Origin of the sequence: Rathayibacter sp. AY1C7, assembly GCF_002931865.1 — a bacterium.
Lineage (GTDB): Bacteria > Actinomycetota > Actinomycetes > Actinomycetales > Microbacteriaceae > Rathayibacter.
Genome location: NZ_PSWB01000011.1, coordinates 64,721 through 87,124, shown reverse-complemented (window position 1 = coordinate 87,124; position 22,404 = coordinate 64,721). Strand labels below are relative to the sequence as shown.

The window sequence follows — 22,404 nt, the reverse complement described above, 5'->3', positions numbered from 1 at the left end:
ATGGCAGCCGAGAACGAGCCCCAGGACCTCCCCGAGGAGCAGCCGGCCACCGGCGGCGAGGCGGGAGCCGAGGCGGCGCAGGACGCCCAGGACCAGGAGGGCCTCATCGAGGCCGAGGGGCCCGACGTCGAGACCAGCCTCTCGGACGCCGACCTCTCGTTCCTCTCGGGACAGTCCAGCGCCGAGACGCTCGCGGCCGAGCACCTCGCCGACCTCCAGCGGGTGACCGCCGAGTACGCGAACTACCGCAAGCGAACCGAGGCCAACCGCCAGGTCGACAAGGAGCGCGCGATCGGCGACGCGGTGAAGGTCATCCTGCCCGTGCTCGACGACCTCGACCGCGCCGAGAAGCACGGCGACCTCGCCGAGGGCGGGCCCTTCACGGCCATCGCGCAGAAGCTTCGCGGCGGAGTGGAGAAGCTCGGCCTGGTGAAGACCGGCGCCGTGGGCGACCTGTTCGACCCGAACATCCACGAGGCGATCTTCCAGCAGCCCACCCCCGGCGCCGAGACCTCCACGGTCGCGGACGTCGTCGAGGCGGGCTACTACCTCGGAGGCTCGCTGCTGCGGGCCGCCAAGGTGGTCGTGGCAGTCCCCGCCGACTGACCCCGCCACCGGCACCACCACCGCGGAGGACCCCGCCCCGCTCGGCAGCACGCTGCCGGACCGGGGCGGGGTCCCTCGCCGCATTCGACACAGGAAGAGGCACATGGCCAGCCAGGATTGGTTCGACAAGGACTTCTACAAGGTCCTCGGCGTGTCCAAGGACGTCTCCGCCGCGGACCTGAAGAAGACCTACCGCAAGCTCGCCCGCCAGTTCCACCCCGACTCCAACCCGGGGGACGCGAAGGCCGAGGCGCGCTTCAAGGAGATCAGCGAGGCGTACACCGTGCTCTCGGACGCTGAGCAGCGCAAGGAGTACGACCAGATCCGCGCCATGGGCGGCGGAGCGCGCTTCACCGCGGGAGGCCAGCCCGGAGGGTTCGACGACGTCTTCGGCGGCATGTTCGGCCAGGGCGGGCGCACCTCCTACAGCACCCAGCAGGGCCCGCCGCCCGGCTTCGAGGACATCCTCGGCGGCATGTTCGGCGGCGGAGGCAGCCGCTTCGGCCAGCCCAGCGGCGGCTACCGCGGCTTCGGCGGCCCGCAGAAGGGCGCCGACGTCACCGCCAGCACCACCATCGACTTCCGCACCGCGACCCGGGGTGACACCGTCCAGCTGCAGACCGGCGACGGGCGCACCCTCTCGGTGCGCATCCCGGCCGGCGTGGCCGACGACCAGAAGATCCGCGTCCGCGGCAAGGGCCGCCCCAGCCCGGACGGCGGCGATCCCGGCGACCTGGTGCTCACCGTCTCGGTCCGCAAGCATCCGGTGTTCGAGCGCGACGGGCTGAACCTGCGCGTGACGGTCCCCGTGACCTTCGTCGAGGCCGTCTTCGGCGCGACGATCGAGGTGCCGACCCTCGGCGGCGAGCCCGTCAAGCTCCGGGTCGCCGCAGGCACCCCGAGCGGCCGCGTCCTGCGCGTCAAGGGCCGCGGCGTCACGACCCCCAAGGGCACGGGCGACCTGCTCGCCGTCCTGCAGGTCGCCGTCCCGAGCCACCTGTCCGCCGCCGCCCGTGAGGCCCTCGAGGCCTACGCCGCCGCCGAGCCGGACGAGGACCCGCGCGAGGACATCCTGGAGAAGGCCCGCTACTAGCACCGGATCGGCGCGACCGGTCGGAGGAGGAGACATGGACGAGAACACGCCCGTCTTCGCGATCGCCGTCGCCGCCGAGCTGGCGGGGATGCACCCGCAGACGCTCCGGCAGTACGACCGGCTCGGGCTCGTGAGCCCGACCCGCACCGCGGGCAAGTCGCGCCGCTACTCGATGCGCGACGTGGTGCAGCTGCGCGAGGTCGCCCGGCTCTCCTCCGAGGGCGTCTCTCTCGAGGGCATCGCGCGCATCCTGCAGCTCGAGAACCAGGTGCAGTCGCTCTCGCAGCGGGTGCGCGAGCTGGAGTCGGCCCTCGCCGACGAGCTCCTGAACCGGCCGGGCCGCCGCGTGTTCGCCGCCGGACTCGAGGGGGACGTGGTCACTCTGCGCCACGGCACGCGCGCGCAGCGCCGGACCGAGCTGGTCGTCTGGCGCCCCGCGCCACGATCAGAGGCCGACGACGACGCCACGCCCTGAACGAGGGGTAGCCTGACCGGGCGCCGCCCCGTCATCGCGGCGCCCGTCCCTCCGCTCGGGGCGGAGAGCAGGAGGACCGCCGTGGACCACGACAGCAGCACCCCGCGCGACGAGCGCGACGCCCGCCGGGAGCAGGCCGCCCAGGAGCAGGCCCCCCAGGAGCAGGCGTCGGACGCCTCGCGACAGGAGCAGGCCCCGGACGCCACGCGCGCGTCCCGCAGGACGCCCGTCGTCCCCGACAACGGGTTCTCCCGCGAGTCCTACGCGATCCACGCCACCCGCAGCGACCTCCCCCTCTTCTCGGATGCGCTGAACGCCGGCCGCGACGACTCCGGCTGGCTGTCGTCGCTCTCGAGCACCCTCGCCGGACCCACCGGGCCGGTCGGCTCCCCGGACTCGGCCGCCGAGACGGCGCAGGCCGCGCTCGACCGCCGCACCCGCCGTCGGAGGGACGAGTCCGACTCCTGAGCCGCGGCTCCGGCTAGTCGCGCAGGCGCGTCGCGGCCATCCGGGCGTCGACCAGGCGGCCGCCGCTGAGGCGGGCGAGGATCACGGAGCCGAACGGCAGCGCGCGCACGAGGGGCAGGCCCTCGACCCGCTCCTCGTCCGTGTAGCCGAGGAGGACGTACATCCCGACCACGGCGATCGCGGCGATCGTCGCGACCCGCGCCGGGATCTGGTCCATCGTGCCGCCTCCGCCGTCGATCGGCTCGGCGAGCGTGACGCACATGAGGAAGATCGACGCGTAGACCGCCAGATGCACGTGGGAGCGGCTCCACGGGCGCGCGAGCGCGGCGATCGGCAGGATCCAGAGGGCGTACCAGGGGTGGATGGCGGTCGACGCCGTCACGAACGCGAGCAGCGCACCGGACAGGCGGGCGAGCGGATCGATGGAGCGCCGCGACAGCATGAGGCGCGCAGCGATCAGGCCGGCGAGCCCGAGCGCGAGGATCTTGACCACGGCGATCGCCGCGGCGGGGTCGTGACCGGTGAACTCGACGGCGCGGGAGACCGAGACCGTGACGAACGACATCGGCGCGTACCAGTGCAGGATCGAGCCGGGCACGACCATCGCCGCGACCCAGCCGACCCCGACGCCCGCGAGCAGCCCGACGGCGACCACGAGGCCGAGCGCTCCGGCGCCCGTCCAGAGCCAGCCGCGGGTGCGCTCACGCCACGTCGCGTCGTGGCGCAGCCACAGGAGCGCGAGCACGGGGAGCGCGATCACGGCGATCGGCTTGATCGCGATCGCTCCGGCCATCAGCACGACGGCGGCGATGCGCCGGTCGGTCTGGGCGTAGTAGAGCGACGCGAGGATGAGCGCCAGCATCACGGAGTCGTTGTGGCCGGCGACGACGAAGAGCACGAGGGTCAGCGGGTTGGCGACGATCGTCCAGGCGGTGAGCGGGACCGAGAGGCCGCGCAGGCGCGCCAGGCGGAGCGCGTAGACGGCCATGACGGCCACGCCCGCGACCGACACGGCGCGGAGCATCGCGATCGAGAGCTCCGGTGCGCCGTAGCCCGCGAACTGCACGGCGGTGCGCTCGATCAGGAGGTAGAGGGGCCCGTAGGGCGTGGGCGTGTCGGCCCAGAGCGGGTCGACGCCGAGGTCGAACCAGCCCGGGAGCGTCGCGACGCCGTGGGTGTAGGGGTCGATGCCCTGGGTCATCAGGCGACCCTGCGCCACGTAGGAGAACATGTCGTGGCTGAACAGCGGCACCGTCACGAGGAGCGGAGCGGTCCAGGCGAGGGCCGCCACCACGATGGTGCGGACGGAGCCGGGGCCCGCCGCGAGAGCGACCGTGCGCAGGCGGAGCCACGCGATCAGCAGCAGCATCCCGCCGCCCACGACGAGGGCGCCGCTGGACTCGGTGAGCCAGCCCGTGGCGCGGATCGAGGCGACGAGAGGCCAGTCGCGGATGGGCGAGCCGGCGGGCAGGTAGCCCACGCCGAGCGAGCCGAGGAGGATCGCGATCGAGCCCAGCAGGCCCGTCGCCAGCGGTGCGGCCTCCATGAAGCGGAGCCGCGGTCGGCGCTGCCGTCCCGTTGCCCGGGCCGTGTCCGGCCGCTCGATCGTCCCCCGTGAAGCCATCGGAGCCACGCTAAAGGATGGGACTCCGAAGTGCATGGACGGCCGGTGAACGGTTGATCAGTCGGCGCTCAGGTTGTACAAGGACCCGCACGCGCACCGATCAGGGCAGGCGCGGCACCGGGGCCGGCTCCGCGAAGCGCAGCTGGTTGCCGAACGGATCGATCACGTCGAGCGCGAAGCCGAACGGCGTGCGGGTGATCCGCGGGTTGAGGTAGGGGTACGCCTTCGCGTCGAGCTCGGCGTGCAGCTCGCGGACACCGCGGAGGGCGACGTGCACCGCGGCGCCGGGACTGCCGTCGCGGTGGTGCTCGCTGAGGTGCAGGCGAAGCCCCGAGCGCGACACCTGCAGGTAGAGGGGGGCGTCGAGCGCGGCGCGGTGCTCCCAGTCCACCTCGAAGCCGAGGTAGTCGACGTAGAACTCGCCCGCCTTGGCGACCGAGAAGATCCGCAGGATCGGCACGGCCGCCTCCAGTCGCACCGGCTCGAGCCGGTCCGGCTCCTCCGCGCTCGACCGGTCCCGTGCACGCCGTCTCGTCTCCACGCCACGAGGCTAGCCGCCCCGCGGTCGGCCCGGCGCCGGAGGGTCAGTCGACGAGATCGAGACCGCGCAGCAGCCGGAGGGTCTCGACCCCGGCGGGCGGGCAGCGGCCCGCATCGGAGCCGTCGACCCAGTGCAGCGAGTCGATCTCGCCGCTCGGGCGCGCCTCCCGGTCGAGCTCGGCGGCGAAGACGCTCATGTGGACCTCCCGCCCCTCCGGCTCGCCGTGCGCCTGGGTGCGGACGGTGAACAGGGGCTCGAGGCCGAGCGCGACGGCGCCGAGCTCCTCGCGGGCCTCGCGGGCCGCCGCCTCGATCCCGCTCTCGCCCTCGTCGACCTTGCCGCCGGGGAGGTAGAGGACGTCGCGGCCCCGCGCCGTGACCATCAGGACGCGCCGGTCGCGGAGGACGGCGACGGCGGACACGACGATCGGCGGGAGGGTGCTCATCCGCTCATCATGCCCGCCGCGGGCGGACCGTCGCGGCGCCCCCGCGGCTACCATGGGGGCACACCAGAAGGACGCGCGCAGCCGGCGCGCGCCGGGGCCCCGTGCGCCCGAACAGCTGAGGAGCAACCCGTGGCAGAACCCACCACCCTCGACAAAGTCATCACCCTCGCGCAGCACAGGGGATTCGTCTTCCCCTCGGGTGAGATCTACGGGGGCACCCGCTCCGCGTGGGACTACGGGCCGCTCGGCGTGGAGTTCAAGGAGAACATCAAGCGCCAGTGGTGGAAGACCTTCGTGCAGGGCCGGGGGGACGTCGTCGGCCTGGACTCCGCGGTCATCCTGCCCACGGCGATCTGGCACGCCTCGGGACACGTCGGCGTCTTCTCGGACCCGCTGACCGAGTCGCTGATCACCCACAAGCGCTACCGCGCCGACCACCTCTTCGAGAAGTACGAGGAGGTCAACGGCCACCCGCCCGTGAACGGCCTCGGCGACATTCCGGACCCGGAGCACCCCGACAAGGTCGGCCAGTGGACCGAGATCAAGCAGTTCTCGGGCCTGATGAAGACCTACCTCGGCGTCGTCGACGACGAGTCGGGGCTGCACTACCTGCGTCCCGAGACCGCCCAGGGCATCTTCACCAACTTCGCGAACGTGCTGCAGAGCGCCCGTCGCAAGCCGCCCTTCGGCATCGGCCAGATCGGCAAGGCGTTCCGCAACGAGATCACCCCCGGCAACTTCATCTTCCGCACCCGCGAGTTCGAGCAGATGGAGCTCGAGTTCTTCGTCGAGCCCGGCACGGACGAGGAGTGGCAGGAGACCTGGATGCAGCTCGCCTGGGACTGGTTCGTCGGGCTCGGGATGAACCCCGAGAACATCCGGCAGTACGAGCACCCGAAGGACAAGCTCTCCCACTACTCCAAGCGCACCGTCGACATCGAGTACCGCTTCAGCTTCGCCTCGGGCGAGTGGGGCGAGCTGATGGGAGTCGCGAACCGCACCGACTACGACCTCAAGACGCACATCGAGCACTCGGGCAAGGACCTCTCGTTCTTCGACCAGAACAAGAACGAGCGCTACGTGCCGTTCGTGATCGAGCCGTCGTTCGGCCTCACTCGCGCGCTCATGGCGTTCCTCGTCGACGCCTACGAGGAGCAGGAGCTGCCGCCGAACGCCAAGGGCAAGGTCGAGACGCGGACCGTGCTGCACCTCGACCCGCGCCTGGCGCCGGTGAAGGTGGCCGTGCTGCCGCTCTCGCGCAACGAGGCACTCTCGCCGCTCGCGCGCCGCGTCGCCGACCAGCTGCGCCAGCTCTGGAACGTCGACTTCGACGACTCCGGAGCGATCGGCCGCCGCTACCGCCGCCAGGACGAGATCGGCACCCCGTACTGCGTGACCGTCGACTTCGACTCGCTCGAGGACGACGCCGTGACCGTCCGCGACCGCGACACGATGAAGCAGGAGCGCATCCCGCTCGAGCAGCTCGAGTCGTACCTCTTCACCGGGCTCCGCGGGGCCTGACGCTCCTCCGGGACGCCGCCGACCGGACGGGCCGGCGGCGTCCCGCCGAACGCGGTCCAGCCGGCCCTGCGGTCAGCGCTCGCGGGCGAGCAGGGCGAAGACGAGGGTCGAGGTCCACTCGCCCTTGCAGAACTCGTCCTCCCGGTGGTGCGCCTCGAGGCGCATCCCGAGGCGCTCGCAGAGGCGGGCGGAGGCGGTGTTCCGAGCGTCGAGCTGCGCGATCACGCGGTGGGCGCCGAGGGTGTCGAACGCGAGGTCGAGCAGCGCCCGGGCGGCCTCGGTCGCGTAGCCGCGCCCCTGCGCCTCCGGGTGCAGCACCCAGCCGATCTCGACCGCCTCCTGCTCGACGGACGTCGCGATGAGCGTGAGGTCGCCGATCATCCTCCCGGCGAGGACGCCCTCCCGGGGGACGATCGCCAGCACGGCCGCGTCGCCGTCGGCGGCGAGCCGTGTCGAGGGGAGGCGGCGCTGCAGGTGCGCCCGCGACTCCTCGGGGGTGCGCACCGGCCAGCGGAGGAACCGGACGGCGTCGGCGTCGCCCTGGTAGCGCGCGTGGTCCTCGGCGTCCTCCGGTCCGAGGGGACGCAGGAGCAGGCGCTCGGTGAGCAGCGGCGCGGAGCGCAGCGGTTCCGCGTCGAAGGGGAGCCGGAGGCTCACGCGGTAGCGGCGTCAGAGTCGGGGCGCGCGGCGGCGGGCTCGGCCGGGACCTCGATGCCGAAGAGCGCCTCGAGCCCGGTGAGGTACGCCTCCTGCGCTCCGGCGCGCGCGTAGTCGCGGGCGCGGACGCTCGGGGTGTGCAGCAGCACGCCGGCGAGGTGGCGGAGCGCCTGCTCGGTGCGGCCGTCCTCGTCGCCGCGCGAGCGGGCCCGCTCGATCTCGGCGTCGAGCGCGTCGAACACGTGGGCGCGCAGGGCGACGACGGCCGGAGTGAGGCTCTTCTCGTCGGCGACGTCCGAGAACTTCCGGGCCGCCTTGTCGACGAGCGCGCGCGCCTGCTGCGACGCGTCGAGCACGTCGAGAGGCGCGTGCAGGCTGATCGTCTCGAGGTCGAGGAGCTCGACGCCGGCGACCGAGGTGACGTCGGAGGCGACGTTGCGCGGCAGGCCCAGGTCGATCACGAGCTGGCGCTCGCGGGAGAAGCCCTGGAGGCGCCCGGCGGCGAGCAGAGCGGCGTCGAGCACCGGCTCCTGGGTCGTGGTGCAGGTGATGACGATGTCGGCCGAGACCGCCTCGAGCGCGAGATCGGCGGCGGCGATGGGCCGGAGCGAGCGGCGGGCGGCGAAGCCCTCGGCGCGGCCGGAGGGGGAGTGCACGGCGATGTCGACCACTCCGCGGTCGCGCAGGGCCGCGACGGTCGCCCGCGCGTAGCTGCCGGTGCCGACGAGGAGAACGCGGGCGGCCCGCCAGTCGGTGACGCGGCTCGCGGCCAGGTCGAGCGCGAGGCGCACGATCGAGCGGCCGGCGCTGCCGAGGCCGGTGCGGTTCTTGATGCCGCGCGAGGTCTGCGAGGCGCGCTGGAACAGCCGCTCGAGCTCGGAGGAGGTGGTGCCGAGGCGGCGCGCCTCCTCGAGGGACCGGCGGACCTGGCCCGCGATCTCGCCCTCGCCGACCACGACGGACTCGAGCCCGCTGGAGACGGCGAAGAGGTGCTCGGCCACCCGGTCGCCCGAGACGACGTCGACGCTCCCGCGCAGCTCGTCCTGCTCGACGCCGGTCGCGGCGCTGACGGCGGCGGTGGCGGCCTCGACGGCGACGGCCTGCGCGGCGGTCAGCGGCTCCTCGATGTCGAGATAGGCCTCGAAGCGGTTGCAGGTCGCGACGACGACGGCTCCGGAGACGAAGTCGATCCCCTCGGAGAGGGCCGCGGTCACGGCGGAGGAGTCGACGGAGAGCTTCTCGAGGAGATCGAAGCTGGCGTTCTTGTGCGACGCCGTCAGACACAGAAGCACCACATCAGTCTACCCGCGCTCGGCGGGGCGGGGTCCCGGACTGGGGAGGAATGCACGGATGCGCCTGGAATAATGCCGCGGTGACCTCCCCCACCGACGGCCTGCTCGATCCGCTGCACCCCCTCTCCGCCGGCCGCACGGCCGACTCGCTGCTCCTGCGCGCCTACCGCTCCGAGCGGGGCGAGAGGACGCCCGTCTGGTTCATGCGCCAGGCCGGCCGCAGCCTCCCGGAGTACCGGGCCCTGCGCACCGACACGAAGATGCTCGACGCCTGCCTCGACCCGGCGCTGGCGAGCGAGATCACCCTGCAGCCGGTGCGGCGCCACGGAGTGGACGCGGCCATCTTCTTCAGCGACATCGTGATCCCGCTGCGGCTCGCGGGCGTCGGCGTCGACATCGTCCCCGGGCGCGGTCCGGTGCTCGAGAAGCCGGTGCGCACGGCCGCCGACGTCGCCGAGCTCGCCTCGATCGACCCGTCCGTGCTCGACGAGACGCTCGAGCCCATCCGCGAGGGCGTGCGCCGCACCGTCGCGGGCCTCGGCGACACACCACTCATCGGCTTCGCCGGCGCTCCCTTCACCCTGGCCGCCTACCTGGTGGAGGGCGGCCCGTCCAAGGACCACCTGCGCGCGCGGACGATGATGCACGCCGACCCCGCCGCCTGGGCTCAGCTGATGGAGTGGACCGCCGAGGTCACCGGCCGCTTCCTCCGCGCGCAGGTGCTCGCAGGGGCCAGCGCCGCGCAGCTCTTCGACTCCTGGGCCGGGGCGCTCTCGCTCTCGGACTACACGACCCACGTCGCTCCCGCCTCCGCGCGCGCCCTCGTCCACGTGCGCGACCTCGCATTCGACCACGGGGAGACGCGCCGCAACGTCCCGATCGTGCACTTCGGCGTCGGCACCGGCGAGCTGCTCGGAGCGATGCACGGCATCGGCGCCGACGTGGTGGGCGTCGACTACCGGATCCCGCTCGACGAGGCCAACCACCGCCTCGGCGGCTTCGTGCCGGTGCAGGGCAACGTCGACCCGGCGCTGCTGACCGCGCCGTGGGAGGTCCTCGAGTCCCACGTCGACGACGTGCTCCGCCGGGGCCTGAGCGCCCCCGCGCACGTGCTCAACCTCGGCCACGGCGTGCCGCCCGAGACCGACCCCGACGTGCTCACGCGCCTCGTCGCGTTCGTGCACGCCTGGCGGCCGTGAGCGAGGAGCGCCCCCGCGACGCGGCGTCGTACGACGTCGCGGTCGTCGGCGGCGGAGTGGCGGGGCTCGCCGCCGCCGCGGAGTGCCTGCGCATCGGCCTGCGCGTCGTGGTGCTCGAGGCGGGGGAGCGGGTCGGCGGCTCCGTCTCTCCGCTCGCCCTGGCCGGAGCCGCGCTCGACGCGGGCGCCGAGAGCTTCGCCACCCGCGGCGGCCACGTCGAGCGGGCGCTCGCCGCGCTGACCCTCGACGGCGTCCCGCTCGCCGAGTCGATCGTCGAGCCCCGGACGCACGGCTCGTGGCTGCACCTCTCGGGCGGCCGCTCCGTGCCGTCGCCCCGGGCCGGCATCCTCGGCATCCCCGGCACGCCGCTCGCCCCCGACGTCGTGCGGGCGATCGGCCGCCGCGGCGCCTGGCGCGCCTGGCTCGACACCCTGATGCCGGTGCTGCGCATCGGCCGCGCGCACTCCCTCGCCGAGCTGGTGCGCACCCGGATGGGCGAGCGCGTGCTCGAGGACCTGGTCGCGCCGGTCGTCTCCGGCGTCTACTCGAGCCGGCCGGACGACATCGACGTCGACCTGGCCGCACCCGGACTGAACGGCGCGCTCACCCGCGCGGGCTCCCTCGCCCGGGCCGTGGCCGCCCTCCGCGCGAACCTCCCGGCCGGAGTCGCGGTCCGCGGGCTCGAAGGCGGGATGCACCGCCTGGTCGCCGCGCTGGTCCAGCGGATCGACTACCTCTCCGGCGAGATCCGCACCGGCGCCTCCGTGCAGCGGCTCGAGGGCTCCGACGGGGATTTCGTCCTGACCCTCGCCGACGGCGCTCTGAGCGCCCGAGCGGTGATCGTCTCGACCCCGGAGCGCGACGCCCGGGCGCTGCTCGCCGGCCTCGCTCCCGCCGTCGCGGAGCGCGCCGACGAGGCGCCCCACGACTCCGTCGAGCTGGTGACCCTGGTCCTCGACGACGCCCGCCTGGACGCAGCCCCCCGCGGCTCCGGCGTGCTCGTGGCGCCCACCGCCACCGACGTCACGGCCAAGGCGATCACGCACGCGACCGCGAAGTGGGACTGGCTGGCCGCCTCCCTCCCTCCCGGCCGCCACGTGCTGCGCCTCTCCTACGGGCGCCCGGGCGAGCGCCCGCCGCTCGAGGGGCGCACCGATGCCGAGGCGGCCGCGATCGCCCTGCTCGACGCCTCGACGCTGCTCGGACTCGCCCTCGATCCGGCGTCGCTCGTCGACTCCGCCCGGGTGCGCTGGGCCAACGTCCGGCCCGCCGCGGCGCTGGGCCGCCGCGCGCACCTGGAGGCGTTCCGCGAGGCGCTCCTCCCGATCGAGGGAGTCGCTGTGACCGGCACCTGGATCGCGGGCACGGGCCTCGCCTCGGTGCTCCCGCACGCCGCCGAGACGGCCGCCCTTATCCGGCGCCGACTGGTGCGTCAAGGAGTCGGGCTGCCGAGCGACGCCCGCGACGCCGACGGCTACTCTTAGGCCCAGGCATCCGCGCGAGCGTGCGGCGTGCCCCGGCACGAGTGGTCACCGACCGCGTGGACGATCGCGAGAGCGACCCAGGACGAGGAGTAGGCGTGAAGGGCAAGATTCTTTTCGTGGCAGGAGCCGCAGCCGGGTACGTGCTGGGAGCACGTGCCGGCCGCAAGCGGTACGAGCAGATCGCCTCGGCGGCAGGCCGCTTCTGGCGGACCCAGCCGGTGCAGGACGTCGCGGGCGCCGTCGGCGGTGCCGCGAAGACCCAGCTGAGCAGCGTCTCGGACAAGGCGTACGAGGTCGTGCGCTCGGTGGTCATCAAGGCCGTGTCCGGCGGCAGGAAGGCCCAGGGAGCGAGCGACGCGGAGGCGTCGGCCGCCGCCCGCAAGGCGGCCTCGAAAGTCGACGAGGCCGCGGCGTCGGCCGGCTCCGGCGGGTCGACGACGTCCACCTCCACCAGCAGGGCCTAGTGCTCATCCCTCCGGCCGTGCCAGGCGCGCGCCGGCCGGCACGTCCCACCCTCGAGGAGCTCCCGTGGTGAACGAACGCAATCCCAAGAACGCCCGATCGCTGGGAGAGCTGGTCAGCGACCTGCCCGGCCTCGTGATCGAGCTCGTCAAGGCCGAGGTCGCCTCGCTGAAGAACGAGCTGGCGGGCAAGGCGAAGAGCGCGGGTCTGGCCGTCGGCCTGTTCGCGGTCGCGGCCTTCCTCCTCCTGACCGCGTGGGCGACGCTGGTCGCCTTCGCGATCATCGGCATCGCCTCCTGGCTTCCGGCCTGGCTGTCGGCGCTGATCGTGACGGTCTTCTTCCTCCTGGTGGCCGTGATCCTCGCCCTCGTCGGCGTGCGCACCATCAAGAAGGCCGTGCCGCCGGTGCCGCAGGACTCGATCAACAGCATCAAGAAGGACGTCCAGGCGTTCAAGGGAGTGGGCAGCTATGACAACTGAGCGATCCGTCAGCAGCACCACGCCCCGCTTCGTCGACCCGGCGGAGCTGAAGCCCGGCCAGCTGAAGGCCGACATCGAGCGCGCTCGCTCCGAGCTCGCCGCGACCCTCGACGCGATCGAGTACAAGGTCAACGTGCCGCGCAAGGTGCGTACCGCCCAGCGGACGATCGAGCGCAAGCTCCAGGTGGTGCGCCGCCAGAACCCCTCCGCGCTGATCGCCGGAGCGGTCGGCGCCGCCGCCGCCGTGGGCCTCGTCGTCTGGGGCGTCGCGAAGCAGATCATCGAGGACTGAGTGCCGGAGGGCCCGGGGCGCTAGCGTCCCGGGCCCTCCGGCGCCAGAGCCCCCACCGCTTTTGTGCATCGGCACGAGCGGAGGGATGATGGATCAATGACCGATCAGACCGCCGGCACGGCGGGTCCCGTTCAGTCCGCCCCCGACACGAGCGCCGCCGCTCCGGCGCCGCAGCCCCCCGCCGATCAGGATCACTCCGATCAGGCCCTGGGATACACGCTCTGGGCGGTTCTCCGCAGGGATCCCGCACGTCCGTTCACCCTCTCCAGCGACGCCGTGGATCCCGCGGTGAAGCAGTACGAGCACCTCGTCGCCCAGCTCGAGAGCGAGGGCGTGACCGTCCGCGGCACCTACGACGTCTCGGCCCTGCGCGCCGACGCCGACATCATGCTGTGGCTCACGGGCCCGGCGCCCGAGGAGCTGCAGCGGGCCTACCGCGAGCTGCGGCGCACGGAGCTGCTGGTCGGCCTCCTGCCGACGTGGAACGCGATGGGCGTGCACCGCGACGCCGAGTTCAGCTCGAACCACCTCCCCGCCTACATGCGCGGGAAGGCGCCGGCCCGCTGGCTCACGGTCTACCCCTTCGTCCGCTCCTACGAGTGGTACATCCTCCCCGAGGAGGAGCGCCGGGCGATGCTCGCCCAGCACGGGCGCCAGGGCTCGCGGTTCCGCTCCGTCCTGACCAACACGGTCGCCTCGTTCTCGCTCGGCGACTACGAGTGGATCCTCGCCCTCGAGGACGAGGAGCTCGTCAACCTCGTCGACCTCATGCGCGACCTGCGCGCCACCGAGGCCCGCCGCCACGTGCGCGAGGAAGTCCCCTTCTACACAGGCCGGCGCATCGACGCCGACCAGATCGCCGAGGTGCTCCGATGAGCGACACGACCAGCGAGCCGATCCTCGTCCGCGGGGCCACCCCCGCGGCGGCGTCCGGCCCCGAGCACGTCGAGGTCCCCGTGGCCTACGACGCGATCCTCCTCGCCGGCTTCGGCGGGCCCGAGGGTCAGGACGACGTCATCCCGTTCCTCCGCAACGTCACCCGCGGCCGCGGCATCCCGGAGGAGCGCCTCGAGGAGGTCGCCCACCACTACCGCCACTTCGGCGGCGTCAGCCCGATCAACGCGCAGAACCGCGCGTTGAAGAAGGCGCTCGAGGCCGAGCTCGCGAACCGCGGCATCGACCTCCCCGTGCTCTGGGGCAACCGCAACTGGGCGCCCTACATGAGCGAGGCCGTCGCCGAGGCGAAGGAGCGCGGGTTCACCAACCTGCTCGCCATCGCCACCAGCGCGTACTCCTCCTTCTCGTCCTGCAGGCAGTACCGCGAGGACTACGCGGCGGCGCTCGACGCGACCGGCCTCGAGGGCGAGCTGCGGATCGACAAGGTGCGCCAGTTCTTCGACCACCCCGGCTTCGTGATGCCGTTCATCAAGGCCGTCCACAACGGGCTCGACGAGCTGCGCGAGCGGATGCCCGACCTCGATGTCACGTCCGAGGTGGAGGTGCTGTTCTCGACGCACTCGATCCCCATGGCCGACGCCGAGCGCAGCGGACCCCACGAGCGCCACGACGACGGCACCGTCGTCGACGTGCACGAGTTCGGACCGGGCGGCGCCTACGAGGCGCAGCACCTCGCCGTCGCCGAGGTCGTCATGGCCGCCGCCACGGACGAGGACGTGCCCTGGCAGCTGGTCTACCAGTCGCGCTCCGGCCCGCCCACCCAGCCCTGGCTCGAGCCGGACATCAACGACGCCATCGCGGAGCTGCCGGCCCGCGGCCGCCGCGCGCTGCTGATCGTCCCGCTCGGCTTCGTGTCCGACCACATGGAGGTCATGTGGGACCTCGACAACGAGGCCCTCGAGACCTCGGAGGAGCACGGACTCGTCGCGCTCCGCGTCGCGACCCCCGGCACGGACCCGGTCTACGTCTCCGGCCTGATCGACCTGGTCCTCGAGCGCGTCAACGGCGTGCCGACCGAGGACCGGCCCTCGATGACGGCGCTCGGCCCCTGGTACGACGTCTGCCGCCCCGGCTGCTGCGAGAACGTGCGAGCGGGGTTCAAGCCCGCCCTGGCGGGAGTCGCACCGTGATGAGGAGTCGTCTGTCGTGAGCATCAGAGTCGGCACCCGCGCGAGCGCGCTCGCGGTGGCGCAGACCCGGATGACGGCCGATCTGATGTCGGCCGCCGCGGGGGTCCCCGTGGAGCTGGTGCGCATCGAGTCGGACGGCGACCGCATGCGCGGCTCGCTCGCCTCCCTCGGCGGCACCGGCGTGTTCGTCAGCGCCCTGCGCGACGCGCTGCTCGCCGGGCGCTGCGATGCGATCGTGCACTCGCTGAAGGACCTGCCCACCGCTCCGGTGGATGGCCTGCTGCTCGGAGCGGTCCCCGAGCGGGAGGACCCGCGCGACGCGCTCTGCGCCCGCGACGGGCTCACCCTGGCGACCCTGCCGGTCGGAGCCCGCGTGGGCACGGGCTCGCCCCGTCGGCGCGCGGCGCTGCTGGCCGCCCGTCCGGACCTCGAGATCGTGGACATCCGCGGCAACATCGACACCAGGCTCCGGAGGGTGCTGCCCGGCAGCGACTCGCCGCTGGACGCGATCGTGCTCGCCCTGTCCGGCCTGCGCCGCCTCGGCCGGGTCGACGCGATCACCGAGGTGCTCGGCTTCGACGTCTCCCCGCACGCCCCCGGTCAGGGAGCGCTGGCCATCGAGGTGCGCGACGAGGAGCCGTCGGAGGAGCTGCGTGCCGCTCTCGCGGCGGTCGAGCACGTGCCGACCCGCGCGGCGATCACGGCCGAGCGGTCGCTCCTCGCCTCCCTCGAGGCCGGGTGCGCCGCTCCGATCGGAGCCTCCGCGGTCGTCGAGGAGGACCGCGTGGTCCTGCACGGCGTGGTCTTCGCCGTCGACGGCACGGCGTCCCTCGCACGAGAGGTCGCGGAGCCGGTCGATAACGGTTCGGTCGGCGGTGGTCGACACCGGGCGGATCCGCAGTATGGTGGTCGCGAACTGCCCGTCGTCGAAGCCGCGTTCCGTTGCGGCTCTCTGCTCGCTGACGCGCTTCTCGGTGCGGGTGCCGCCGAACTCGCACCCCTGGGAGCCCCTTCGTGATCGTCCCCGCCGCCTACTCCCAGTGGGAGAAGCCGTTGCAGGGGTGGCGCATCCTCGTCCCCCGCGGAGGCCCGTGGGGAGACGGTGTCGCCGCCGCTCTCCGTGCCAAGGGAGCCTCGCCCGTCGTCGCTCCGATGATCAACTTCGCGCCGACCGACGACTTCCCGGCGCTCGAGCAGGCCCTCGCCGACCTCGAGGCCGGCGCCTTCGACTGGATGACCGTCACGAGCGCCACCACGGTCGACGTCCTGTCCCTCCTGCGCACCACTGTGCCCGCGAGCACCAAGGTGGCGGCGGTCGGCGAGACCACGGCGGCCGCGCTCGTCGCCGCCGGGTACTCCGTCGACCTCGTCCCCTCCGAGGACAACTCCGCCCGCGGCCTCCTGGCCGAGTGGGAGGAGGCGACCGGCGGTCGGCACCCCCTGCGCGTGCTGACGCTGCGGTCCGAGATCGCCAAGCCGCTGCTCACCGAGGGCCTCACCCGCATCGGGCACGACGTGCGCTCCGTGGTCGCCTACCGCACGGTCGGCGTCCCGGTGGAGGAGCGCGTCGTGGCGGATGTCGCAGGCGGAGCCGTGCACGCGATCCTCGTCACCTCGGGCAGCGTCGCGGAGCAGGTCCAGAAGCAGCTCGGCCCGGTGCCCGAGTCGATCCTCGTCGCCGCGATCGGCCCGCAGACCGCGAAGGACGCCCGCGCCTTCGGCCTGCGCGTCGACGTCGTCGCCGACGAGCGCTCGGCCTCCTCCCTCATCGACGCGGTCGCCGCCGTCGCCACGGAGCGCGCTCCCCGCTGAGCCGCCTCTCCGGCGCGACGTCGGCCGGGAGGGGCGGGCCTCGCCCCACAGGCCGGGGACCCGACTCTCGGCTGACGTCCTGCGTCCGGAGCACCTCCACGGGGTGAGGCGTCCGCGCTCCCGGGAGGTGCTCGGCGGGGCGGGATTACGCTGGAGGACATGACTGCCATCCGCCCGCGCCGCCTCCGCACGACCCCCGCACTCCGCCGTCTCGTCCAGGAGACGCGCATCCACCCGGCGCAGCTGATCCTGCCCCTCTTCGTGGCCGAGGGGACCACCGAGGCCCGGCCGATCGGGTCGATGCCGGGGGTGATGCACCACTCGCTGGACAGCGTCCGCGGAGCGGTGACGGAGGCGGCCGAGGCGGGGATCGGCGGTGTGATGCTGTTCGGCGTGCCGACCACGCGCGACGCGGTCGGCTCCGGTGCGACCGACCCCGACGGCGTGCTCAACGCCGCGATGCGGGTCGTCGTGGAGGAGGTCGGCGACGCGCTGGTCGTGCAGACCGACCTGTGCCTGGACGAGTTCACCGACCACGGCCACTGCGGTGTCCTCGACGACCGCGGGCGCGTCGACAACGACGCCACGCTCCTCCGCTACGAGGAGATGGCGCTCGCCCAGGCCGAGGCCGGCTCCCACCTGCTCGGGCTCTCGGGGATGATGGACGGCCAGGTCGGAGCGATCCGCGCCGCTCTCGACGGCGCCGGGCACATGGACACCGCGATCCTCGCGTACTCGGCGAAGTACGCCTCCAGCTTCTACGGTCCGTTCCGCGAGGCCGTGCAGTCCACGCTGGAGGGCGATCGCCGCACCTACCAGCAGGACCCGGCCAACCGCCGCGAGGGCCTGCGCGAGGCGACCCTCGACCTCGCCGAGGGAGCCGACGTGGTGATGGTGAAGCCGGCCATGAGCTACCTCGACGTGCTCTCGGACGTCGCCGCCGTCTCGGACGTGCCGGTCTGGGCGTACCAGGTGTCGGGGGAGTACGCGATGATCGAGGCCGCCGCCGCGAACGGCTGGATCTCGCGCGAGCCGGCGATCCTGGAGTCGGTCACGGGGATCCTCCGCGCGGGGGCCGACGCGGTTCTCACGTACTGGGCCGTCGAGATCGCTCGCGACCTGCTGAAGTAGCCGCTCCTCCTCCTGGGAGCGAGCCTCGGCATCTCGTCCGAAAGCGCTCCTCCGGCGCGAGGGCGCCGGGCGGCGCGCGTACCCTGGAGAGGTGACCACCTCGGCGAACGACACCCTGTACGAGCGTGCCCGGCACGCGATCCCCGGAGGCGTCAACTCGCCCGTCAGAGCGTTCCGCTCGGTCGGCGGGACCCCGCGCTTCATGGTCTCGGCCGCCGGCCCGTACATCACGGACGCGGACGGGCACGAGTACGTCGACCTCGTCTGCTCCTGGGGCCCCGCGGTCCTCGGGCACGCGCACCCCGAGGTCGTCGCGGCGGTGCAGGAGGCGGCCGCCCGCGGTCTCTCGTTCGGCGCGTCCACTCCCGCCGAGACCGACCTCGCCGAGCTGGTCGAGGCGCGGATCACGGCCGGGGGAGTCTCGCCGATCGAGAAGCTCCGCCTGGTCTCCACCGGCACCGAGGCTACGATGACGGCGATCCGCCTCGCCCGCGGCGTCACCGGCCGCGACCTGCTGATCAAGTTCTCCGGCCACTACCACGGCCACTCCGACGGACTGCTCGCCGATGCCGGCTCCGGTCTCGCGACCCTCTCGCTGCCCGCCTCCGCCGGCGTCACGGCCGCGACCGCGGCCCAGACGATCGTGCTGCCGTACAACGACCTCGAGGCGGTGCGCGCGGTCCTGGCCGAGCGCGGCGCCGACATCGCGGCGGTCATCACCGAGGCCGCGGCCGCCAACATGGGCGTCGTCGCTCCGGACCCGGGCTTCAACGCGGCCCTCGCCGACCTCGTGCACGCGAACGGCTCGCTGCTGATCATGGACGAGGTACTCACCGGCTTCCGCGTGAGCGCCGGCGGCTGGTGGGGGCTCGAGAACCGCGGCGCCGAGGCTCCGTACCGGGCCGACCTCTACACCTTCGGCAAGGTCATCGGCGGAGGGATGCCGGTCGCGGCTCTCGGCGGCCGTGCGGACGTCATGGACCACCTGGCGCCGCTCGGGCCGGTGTACCAGGCGGGCACCCTCTCCGGGAACCCGGTCGCGGTGGCCGCGGGCATCCGGACGCTGCAGCTGGCCGACGACGCGGTCTACGCCTCGCTGGACGCCACGGCGCTGACCCTCCAGCGCGAGGTGTCGGCGGCGCTGACGGCCGAGGGCGTCGCGCACACGGTGCAGACGGCCGGGAGCCTCTTCAGCTTCATGTTCACGGACCTGGGCCGGCCGGTGCGCGACTACGCCGAGGTCCAGGCGCAGGAGTCGTTCCGCTATCCGGCGTTCTTCCACGCGATGCTCGACGCGGGCGTCTCGCTGCCGCCGTCGGTGTACGAGGCCTGGTTCGTCTCGGCCGCGCACGACGACGCGGCGATCGGACGGATCGCGGACGCGCTGCCGGCGGCGGCGAAGGCCGCGGCGGCCGCTCGGGCGTAGGCTCCGGGGCCACCCGCGGATCAGGCGGGAGGCGCCCGCCGTACCGGAGCGGCGGACGTCCCGCGCGCCCGGCCGCCGGCGTGCGGCGACCGGGCAGGGGCCCTCAGCCCCGGCGCGAGACCGACTTCGGCAGCACGAACACCAGCGCGAAGGCGGCGACCGCCATCAGGGTGCTGAGGAGCATCGCGGGAGCCGCGGCGTCGAGGAAGCCCGAGGCGACCGTGTCCGGACCCGTGATGACGAGGCTCCCGAACAGCACGCTGCCGATGACCGCGATGCCCACGGCCGAGCCGATGCGCTGGATCGCCGAGATCACGCCGCTCGCCGCGCCCGCGTCCTGCGGGTCGACGGTCGAGACGATGAACTGCACGTTCGGGGCGATGAAGAAGCCGTTGCCGAGGCCCGCGATCAGCAGCGGCGGCAGGAGCTGCCAGTTGCTGATCGAGTCCGGGGTCGCGGTCAGCAGCACCAGCCAGACCCAGCCGAGCCCGACGGCGAGGAGTCCGCTGCCCATCACCAGGACGTTGCGGCCCAGGCGCGCGGTCATCCGGTTGCTCTGCGAGGAGCTGATGATGCTGCCGATCGCGAAGGGGATCGACACCAGGCCCGACTCGAGCGCGGTGTGGCCGAGGCCCGACTGCCAGAGCAGCGAGATGGTGAAGAAGATGCTCGTGAAGGCCGCGAAGTAGACCAGCGCGAGGATCACGCCTCCGGTGAAGGCCGGGTGGCGGAACAGCGACGGCGGCACCAGGGGAGCGCGGCCGCGGCGGACGTGGAGGACCTCCCAGGCGCCGAACGCGGCGAGGAGCAGGACTCCGCCGGCGATCGAGAGGAAGGTCCACAGCGGCCAGCCCTCGTCCTCGCCCTGGATGAGCGGGACGAGCAGGGCGACCAGGCCGCCGGAGACGAGCACGAGGCCGAGCCAGTCGACGCCTCCGCTCGGGGCGCGGTCGCCGGCCTCGAGGTCGCGGCGGGCGGGGAGGAGGACCGCGGCGGCGATCAGGGTCGCGACGCCGATGGGCAGGTTCACCCAGAAGACCAGGCGCCAGCCGTTCTCGTCGCCGAAGGCCTGGATGATCAGGCCGCCGATGATCGGGCCGAGCGCCGACGAGACGCCGAGGACCGCGCCCATCACCGCGAAGGCCTTGCCGCGCGAGGGGCCGCGGAAGAGGAGCTGGATGTAGGCGTTGACCGCCGGGACGAAGACGCCGCCCGCCAGGCCCTGCACGATGCGGGCGATGACGAGCTGGGTGTCGTCCGCGGCCAGTCCGCACGCGAAGCTGGCGACGGTGAAGAGGGCGATGCCGCTGACGAAGACCCACTTGTGCCCGAAGCGGTCGCCGAGGCGGCCGGCGGGGATGAGGGCGAGGCCGAACGCGAGGGCGTAGCCGGAGATGATCCAGGAGAGCGTCGACTCGGAGGCGTCGAGCGTGGTGCGGATAGTGGGCAGCGCCACGTTCACGATCGTCGTGTCGAGCAGGGCGATGAACATGCCCGCGAGCAGGACGATCAGCGAGCGCCAGGCGCGCTTGTCGGGGGCGGGAGGGGCGCCGGTCGATCGGGCGGTCGACGTCTCGGTCATCGCAGGAGTGCCTTTCGAGCAGGGGGGGAGGGGGGTCCGTCAGACCTGTTCGAGGGACGCGACCGGGTGTGAATGCTCGCAGGAGAAACCGGGTTTCCGCACGCCGGGATCTGTGGGGGCCTTCAGGCGGAGGGCATGCCGCAGGCTCGCCTCGCGGGGCGTCAGCGGATGCGCGCCTCCGCTAGCCGGGCGCAGTCGATGCAGAGCTCGGCCGTGGGCCGGGCGGCGAGGCGGGCGGCTCCGATCGGGCGGCCGCACGAGGCGCAGTCCCCGTAGCCGCCGGTGCCGAGGCGGGTGCGAGCGGCGTCGAGCTCGCGCGCCGTGCGGGCGAGAGCGTCGCGGACTCCGGCCATCCGCGACCACTCGGCCGAGAGCGGCGTGCCCTCCGGGTCGTGCTCGTCATCGGCGGTGCCGTCGGCACGGTCGCGCAGGAGCTCGGCCAGCGAGGCCTCGAGCCGGGCCGCCTCGTCGCGCGTCTCGGCCTGCCGCTCGGCCAGCAGCGCGTCGAGGATGCGCGCCTCGTCCGGATCCATCGGCATCCGACCATGCTGCCACTCACGCGAGCAGCGGGGCATCGTTGTGCGATCCGGCGCTGACCCGGCGGCGGGCGGCGGGGCACACTAGAGGCATGCCCGTCGTGACCGTGCTCCCCGACCGCCTCGAACTCCGCCTCACCGCGGCCGAGCGACTGCTCGCGTTCCACCGCAGCGACGTCGTCGTCGACCGGTCGAGCATCCGCTCGGCGACGGTCACCGAGGACCCCTGGATCTGGGTCCGGGGCATCCGCGCGCCGGGCACCGCGGTGCCGCTCACGCTCGCGGCCGGCACGTGGAAGTTCCACGGCGGCAAGGACTTCCTGCTGATCAAGCGCACCGCCTCGGCCGTCGTGATCGACCTGGTCGACGAGGACTACTCCCGCCTGATCGTGAGCACCAAGCACGCTCCCGAGCTGATCGCGGCCCTCCAGCTGGGGACGACGACCGCGGCGATCCCCGTGATCGAGACCGACGACCTCGTGATCGTCCCCGAGGTCGCCGAGCAGGCGGAGCGGGCCCAGGCGGCCGCCGCGGAGAAGCGCGCGAAGACGAAGGCGAAGGCGGCGGAGGCCGCGGCCGTGGCCGCGGAGGCGGCGGGTCCGGCGACGGTGGTCGAGGGTCAGGAGGCGGCGAGCGGCGGGAGCGCGGCGGCCGCGGCTCCGGAGGCGGACGGCGCCGCGGAGGACGTCGCGGCGCCGACGGAGTCAGCAGCGGGGGCCGCTCCGAAGAGCCCGAAGGCCACGCCGAAGGGCGCTCCGAAAACGAGTGCTCGGACCGCCGCGAGCACGCCGGCCGAGTCCGGGGCTTCCGCGCCCGTGGACGTCATCGGCTCCGAGCCGATCGACTCCGCAGCTCCGGTGAAGCCCGCCGAGCCGAAGCCCGCGGAGCCGAAGCCCGCCGAGAAAAAGTCCGCGGGATCGAAGCCCGCCGAGCCGAAGCCCGCCGGATCCGAGTCCGCCGAGCCCGCCCCCGCGAAGCCGGGGCCGACCGCGAAGCCCGCGCCGAAGCCCCGCACGCCGGCGAAACCCCGCGCCGCGCGCCCCGACTCCTCCGTCGGTCACGCGTCGGCCGAGCCGAGCGGCGCCACCGAGGCCGCGGAGTAGCGCACCGCCGCACGAGCAGCAGCCCCGCAGCGCCGGCCGGGGCGCCCCCTCCTCCACGCTCGAGGCGGGCGGACGCCCTCCGGCGACG

General features: G+C 73.5%; 24 protein-coding genes. 17 read left to right on the top strand and 7 right to left on the bottom strand.

The annotated features are described in order from the left end of the window. The 4 genes from C5C69_RS08020 to C5C69_RS08005 all read left to right on the top strand — a co-directional run bounded on the left by C5C69_RS08020 (position 1) and on the right by C5C69_RS08005 (position 2,642). Complete coding sequence (locus tag C5C69_RS08020; RefSeq protein ID WP_104222889.1) at positions 1-606, top strand: nucleotide exchange factor GrpE; 606 nt, start codon at positions 1-3, stop codon at positions 604-606. Positions 607-709: 103 nt separating this feature from the next. Then, positions 710-1,699 (top strand): DnaJ C-terminal domain-containing protein, encoded by a 990-nt coding sequence (locus tag C5C69_RS08015; protein WP_104222888.1) that lies wholly within the window; start codon positions 710-712, stop codon positions 1,697-1,699. A 34-nt stretch (positions 1,700-1,733) separates the two neighbouring features. Further along, positions 1,734-2,174: a heat shock protein transcriptional repressor HspR gene (locus C5C69_RS08010; RefSeq protein ID WP_104222887.1), complete on the top strand. Its 441-nt coding sequence runs from the start codon at positions 1,734-1,736 to the stop codon at positions 2,172-2,174. An 81-nt stretch (positions 2,175-2,255) separates the two neighbouring features. Continuing rightward, the gene (locus C5C69_RS08005) at positions 2,256-2,642 is read left to right on the top strand and encodes a hypothetical protein (protein WP_104257682.1); all 387 of its coding nucleotides are present in this window, start codon (positions 2,256-2,258) and stop codon (positions 2,640-2,642) included. Positions 2,643-2,655: 13 nt separating this feature from the next. Here C5C69_RS08005 and mptB read toward each other — a convergent pair whose 3' ends face one another. The 3 genes from mptB to C5C69_RS07990 form a co-directional block, all read right to left on the bottom strand. After that, on the bottom strand, positions 2,656-4,266 hold the full coding sequence (gene mptB / locus C5C69_RS08000; protein ID WP_146078786.1) for a polyprenol phosphomannose-dependent alpha 1,6 mannosyltransferase MptB: 1,611 nt from the start codon (positions 4,264-4,266) through the stop codon (positions 2,656-2,658). Positions 4,267-4,366: 100 nt separating this feature from the next. Continuing rightward, positions 4,367-4,807, bottom strand: a complete 441-nt coding sequence (locus C5C69_RS07995; protein ID WP_208543318.1) for a glyoxalase superfamily protein — start codon at positions 4,805-4,807, stop codon at positions 4,367-4,369. A gap of 43 nt (positions 4,808-4,850) precedes the next feature. Next, positions 4,851-5,252, bottom strand: coding sequence for an NUDIX domain-containing protein (locus C5C69_RS07990; protein ID WP_104222884.1), 402 nt, complete (start codon positions 5,250-5,252; stop codon positions 4,851-4,853). 129 nt (positions 5,253-5,381) lie between these two features. Between C5C69_RS07990 and C5C69_RS07985 the strand changes: the two genes are divergently transcribed. Beyond that, positions 5,382-6,773: a glycine--tRNA ligase gene (locus C5C69_RS07985; RefSeq protein ID WP_104257681.1), complete on the top strand. Its 1,392-nt coding sequence runs from the start codon at positions 5,382-5,384 to the stop codon at positions 6,771-6,773. A gap of 72 nt (positions 6,774-6,845) precedes the next feature. Here the strand turns inward: C5C69_RS07985 and C5C69_RS07980 are convergent, their stop codons facing one another. Further along, positions 6,846-7,430, bottom strand: coding sequence for a GNAT family N-acetyltransferase (locus C5C69_RS07980; RefSeq protein ID WP_258062863.1), 585 nt, complete (start codon positions 7,428-7,430; stop codon positions 6,846-6,848). Continuing rightward, the gene (locus C5C69_RS07975) at positions 7,427-8,722 is read right to left on the bottom strand and encodes a glutamyl-tRNA reductase (protein ID WP_104222952.1); all 1,296 of its coding nucleotides are present in this window, start codon (positions 8,720-8,722) and stop codon (positions 7,427-7,429) included. The genes C5C69_RS07980 and C5C69_RS07975 overlap by 4 nt, the downstream gene beginning before the upstream one ends. A gap of 50 nt (positions 8,723-8,772) precedes the next feature. On the opposite strand from C5C69_RS07975, the gene hemE reads away from it, so the two are divergent. The 11 genes from hemE to hemL all read left to right on the top strand — a co-directional run bounded on the left by hemE (position 8,773) and on the right by hemL (position 19,095). Beyond that, positions 8,773-9,921, top strand: a complete 1,149-nt coding sequence (gene hemE / locus C5C69_RS07970) for a uroporphyrinogen decarboxylase (RefSeq protein ID WP_104222882.1) — start codon at positions 8,773-8,775, stop codon at positions 9,919-9,921. Beyond that, complete coding sequence (locus C5C69_RS07965) at positions 9,918-11,405, top strand: NAD(P)/FAD-dependent oxidoreductase (protein ID WP_244229490.1); 1,488 nt, start codon at positions 9,918-9,920, stop codon at positions 11,403-11,405. The genes hemE and C5C69_RS07965 overlap by 4 nt, the downstream gene beginning before the upstream one ends. Positions 11,406-11,521: 116 nt before the next feature. Beyond that, positions 11,522-11,869 carry a hypothetical protein gene (locus tag C5C69_RS07960; protein WP_146083616.1) on the top strand — a complete coding sequence of 116 codons (348 nt, stop codon included), beginning with the start codon at positions 11,522-11,524 and terminating at the stop codon, positions 11,867-11,869. A gap of 67 nt (positions 11,870-11,936) precedes the next feature. Further along, on the top strand, positions 11,937-12,347 hold the full coding sequence (locus C5C69_RS07955) for a phage holin family protein (RefSeq protein WP_258062864.1): 411 nt from the start codon (positions 11,937-11,939) through the stop codon (positions 12,345-12,347). Beyond that, on the top strand, positions 12,337-12,639 hold the full coding sequence (locus C5C69_RS07950; protein ID WP_104222879.1) for a DUF3618 domain-containing protein: 303 nt from the start codon (positions 12,337-12,339) through the stop codon (positions 12,637-12,639). Before C5C69_RS07955 ends, C5C69_RS07950 begins: the two co-directional genes overlap by 11 nt. Before the next feature lie 96 nt (positions 12,640-12,735). Next, on the top strand, positions 12,736-13,515 hold the full coding sequence (hemQ, locus tag C5C69_RS07945; RefSeq protein WP_104222878.1) for a hydrogen peroxide-dependent heme synthase: 780 nt from the start codon (positions 12,736-12,738) through the stop codon (positions 13,513-13,515). Further along, on the top strand, positions 13,512-14,726 hold the full coding sequence (locus tag C5C69_RS07940; RefSeq protein WP_104222877.1) for a ferrochelatase: 1,215 nt from the start codon (positions 13,512-13,514) through the stop codon (positions 14,724-14,726). The genes hemQ and C5C69_RS07940 overlap by 4 nt, the downstream gene beginning before the upstream one ends. 16 nt (positions 14,727-14,742) lie before the next feature. Beyond that, positions 14,743-15,744 (top strand): hydroxymethylbilane synthase, encoded by a 1,002-nt coding sequence (gene hemC, locus C5C69_RS07935; protein WP_104257678.1) that lies wholly within the window; start codon positions 14,743-14,745, stop codon positions 15,742-15,744. Further along, positions 15,744-16,538 (top strand): uroporphyrinogen-III synthase, encoded by a 795-nt coding sequence (locus tag C5C69_RS07930; protein WP_104222950.1) that lies wholly within the window; start codon positions 15,744-15,746, stop codon positions 16,536-16,538. Before hemC ends, C5C69_RS07930 begins: the two co-directional genes overlap by 1 nt. A gap of 159 nt (positions 16,539-16,697) precedes the next feature. Then, positions 16,698-17,669: a porphobilinogen synthase gene (gene hemB / locus C5C69_RS07925; protein ID WP_104257677.1), complete on the top strand. Its 972-nt coding sequence runs from the start codon at positions 16,698-16,700 to the stop codon at positions 17,667-17,669. 91 nt (positions 17,670-17,760) lie between these two features. Beyond that, the gene (hemL, locus tag C5C69_RS07920; RefSeq protein WP_104257676.1) at positions 17,761-19,095 is read left to right on the top strand and encodes a glutamate-1-semialdehyde 2,1-aminomutase; all 1,335 of its coding nucleotides are present in this window, start codon (positions 17,761-17,763) and stop codon (positions 19,093-19,095) included. Between the two features lie 103 nt (positions 19,096-19,198). Here hemL and C5C69_RS07915 read toward each other — a convergent pair whose 3' ends face one another. Next, positions 19,199-20,677, bottom strand: a complete 1,479-nt coding sequence (locus C5C69_RS07915) for an MFS transporter (protein WP_104257675.1) — start codon at positions 20,675-20,677, stop codon at positions 19,199-19,201. A gap of 161 nt (positions 20,678-20,838) precedes the next feature. After that, positions 20,839-21,216, bottom strand: a complete 378-nt coding sequence (locus C5C69_RS07910; RefSeq protein ID WP_258067500.1) for a TraR/DksA C4-type zinc finger protein — start codon at positions 21,214-21,216, stop codon at positions 20,839-20,841. Between the two features lie 89 nt (positions 21,217-21,305). Here C5C69_RS07910 and C5C69_RS17225 point away from each other — a divergent pair, with 89 nt between their 5' ends. Beyond that, on the top strand, positions 21,306-22,316 hold the full coding sequence (locus C5C69_RS17225; protein ID WP_258067499.1) for a hypothetical protein: 1,011 nt from the start codon (positions 21,306-21,308) through the stop codon (positions 22,314-22,316). Positions 22,317-22,404 lie beyond the last annotated feature (88 nt).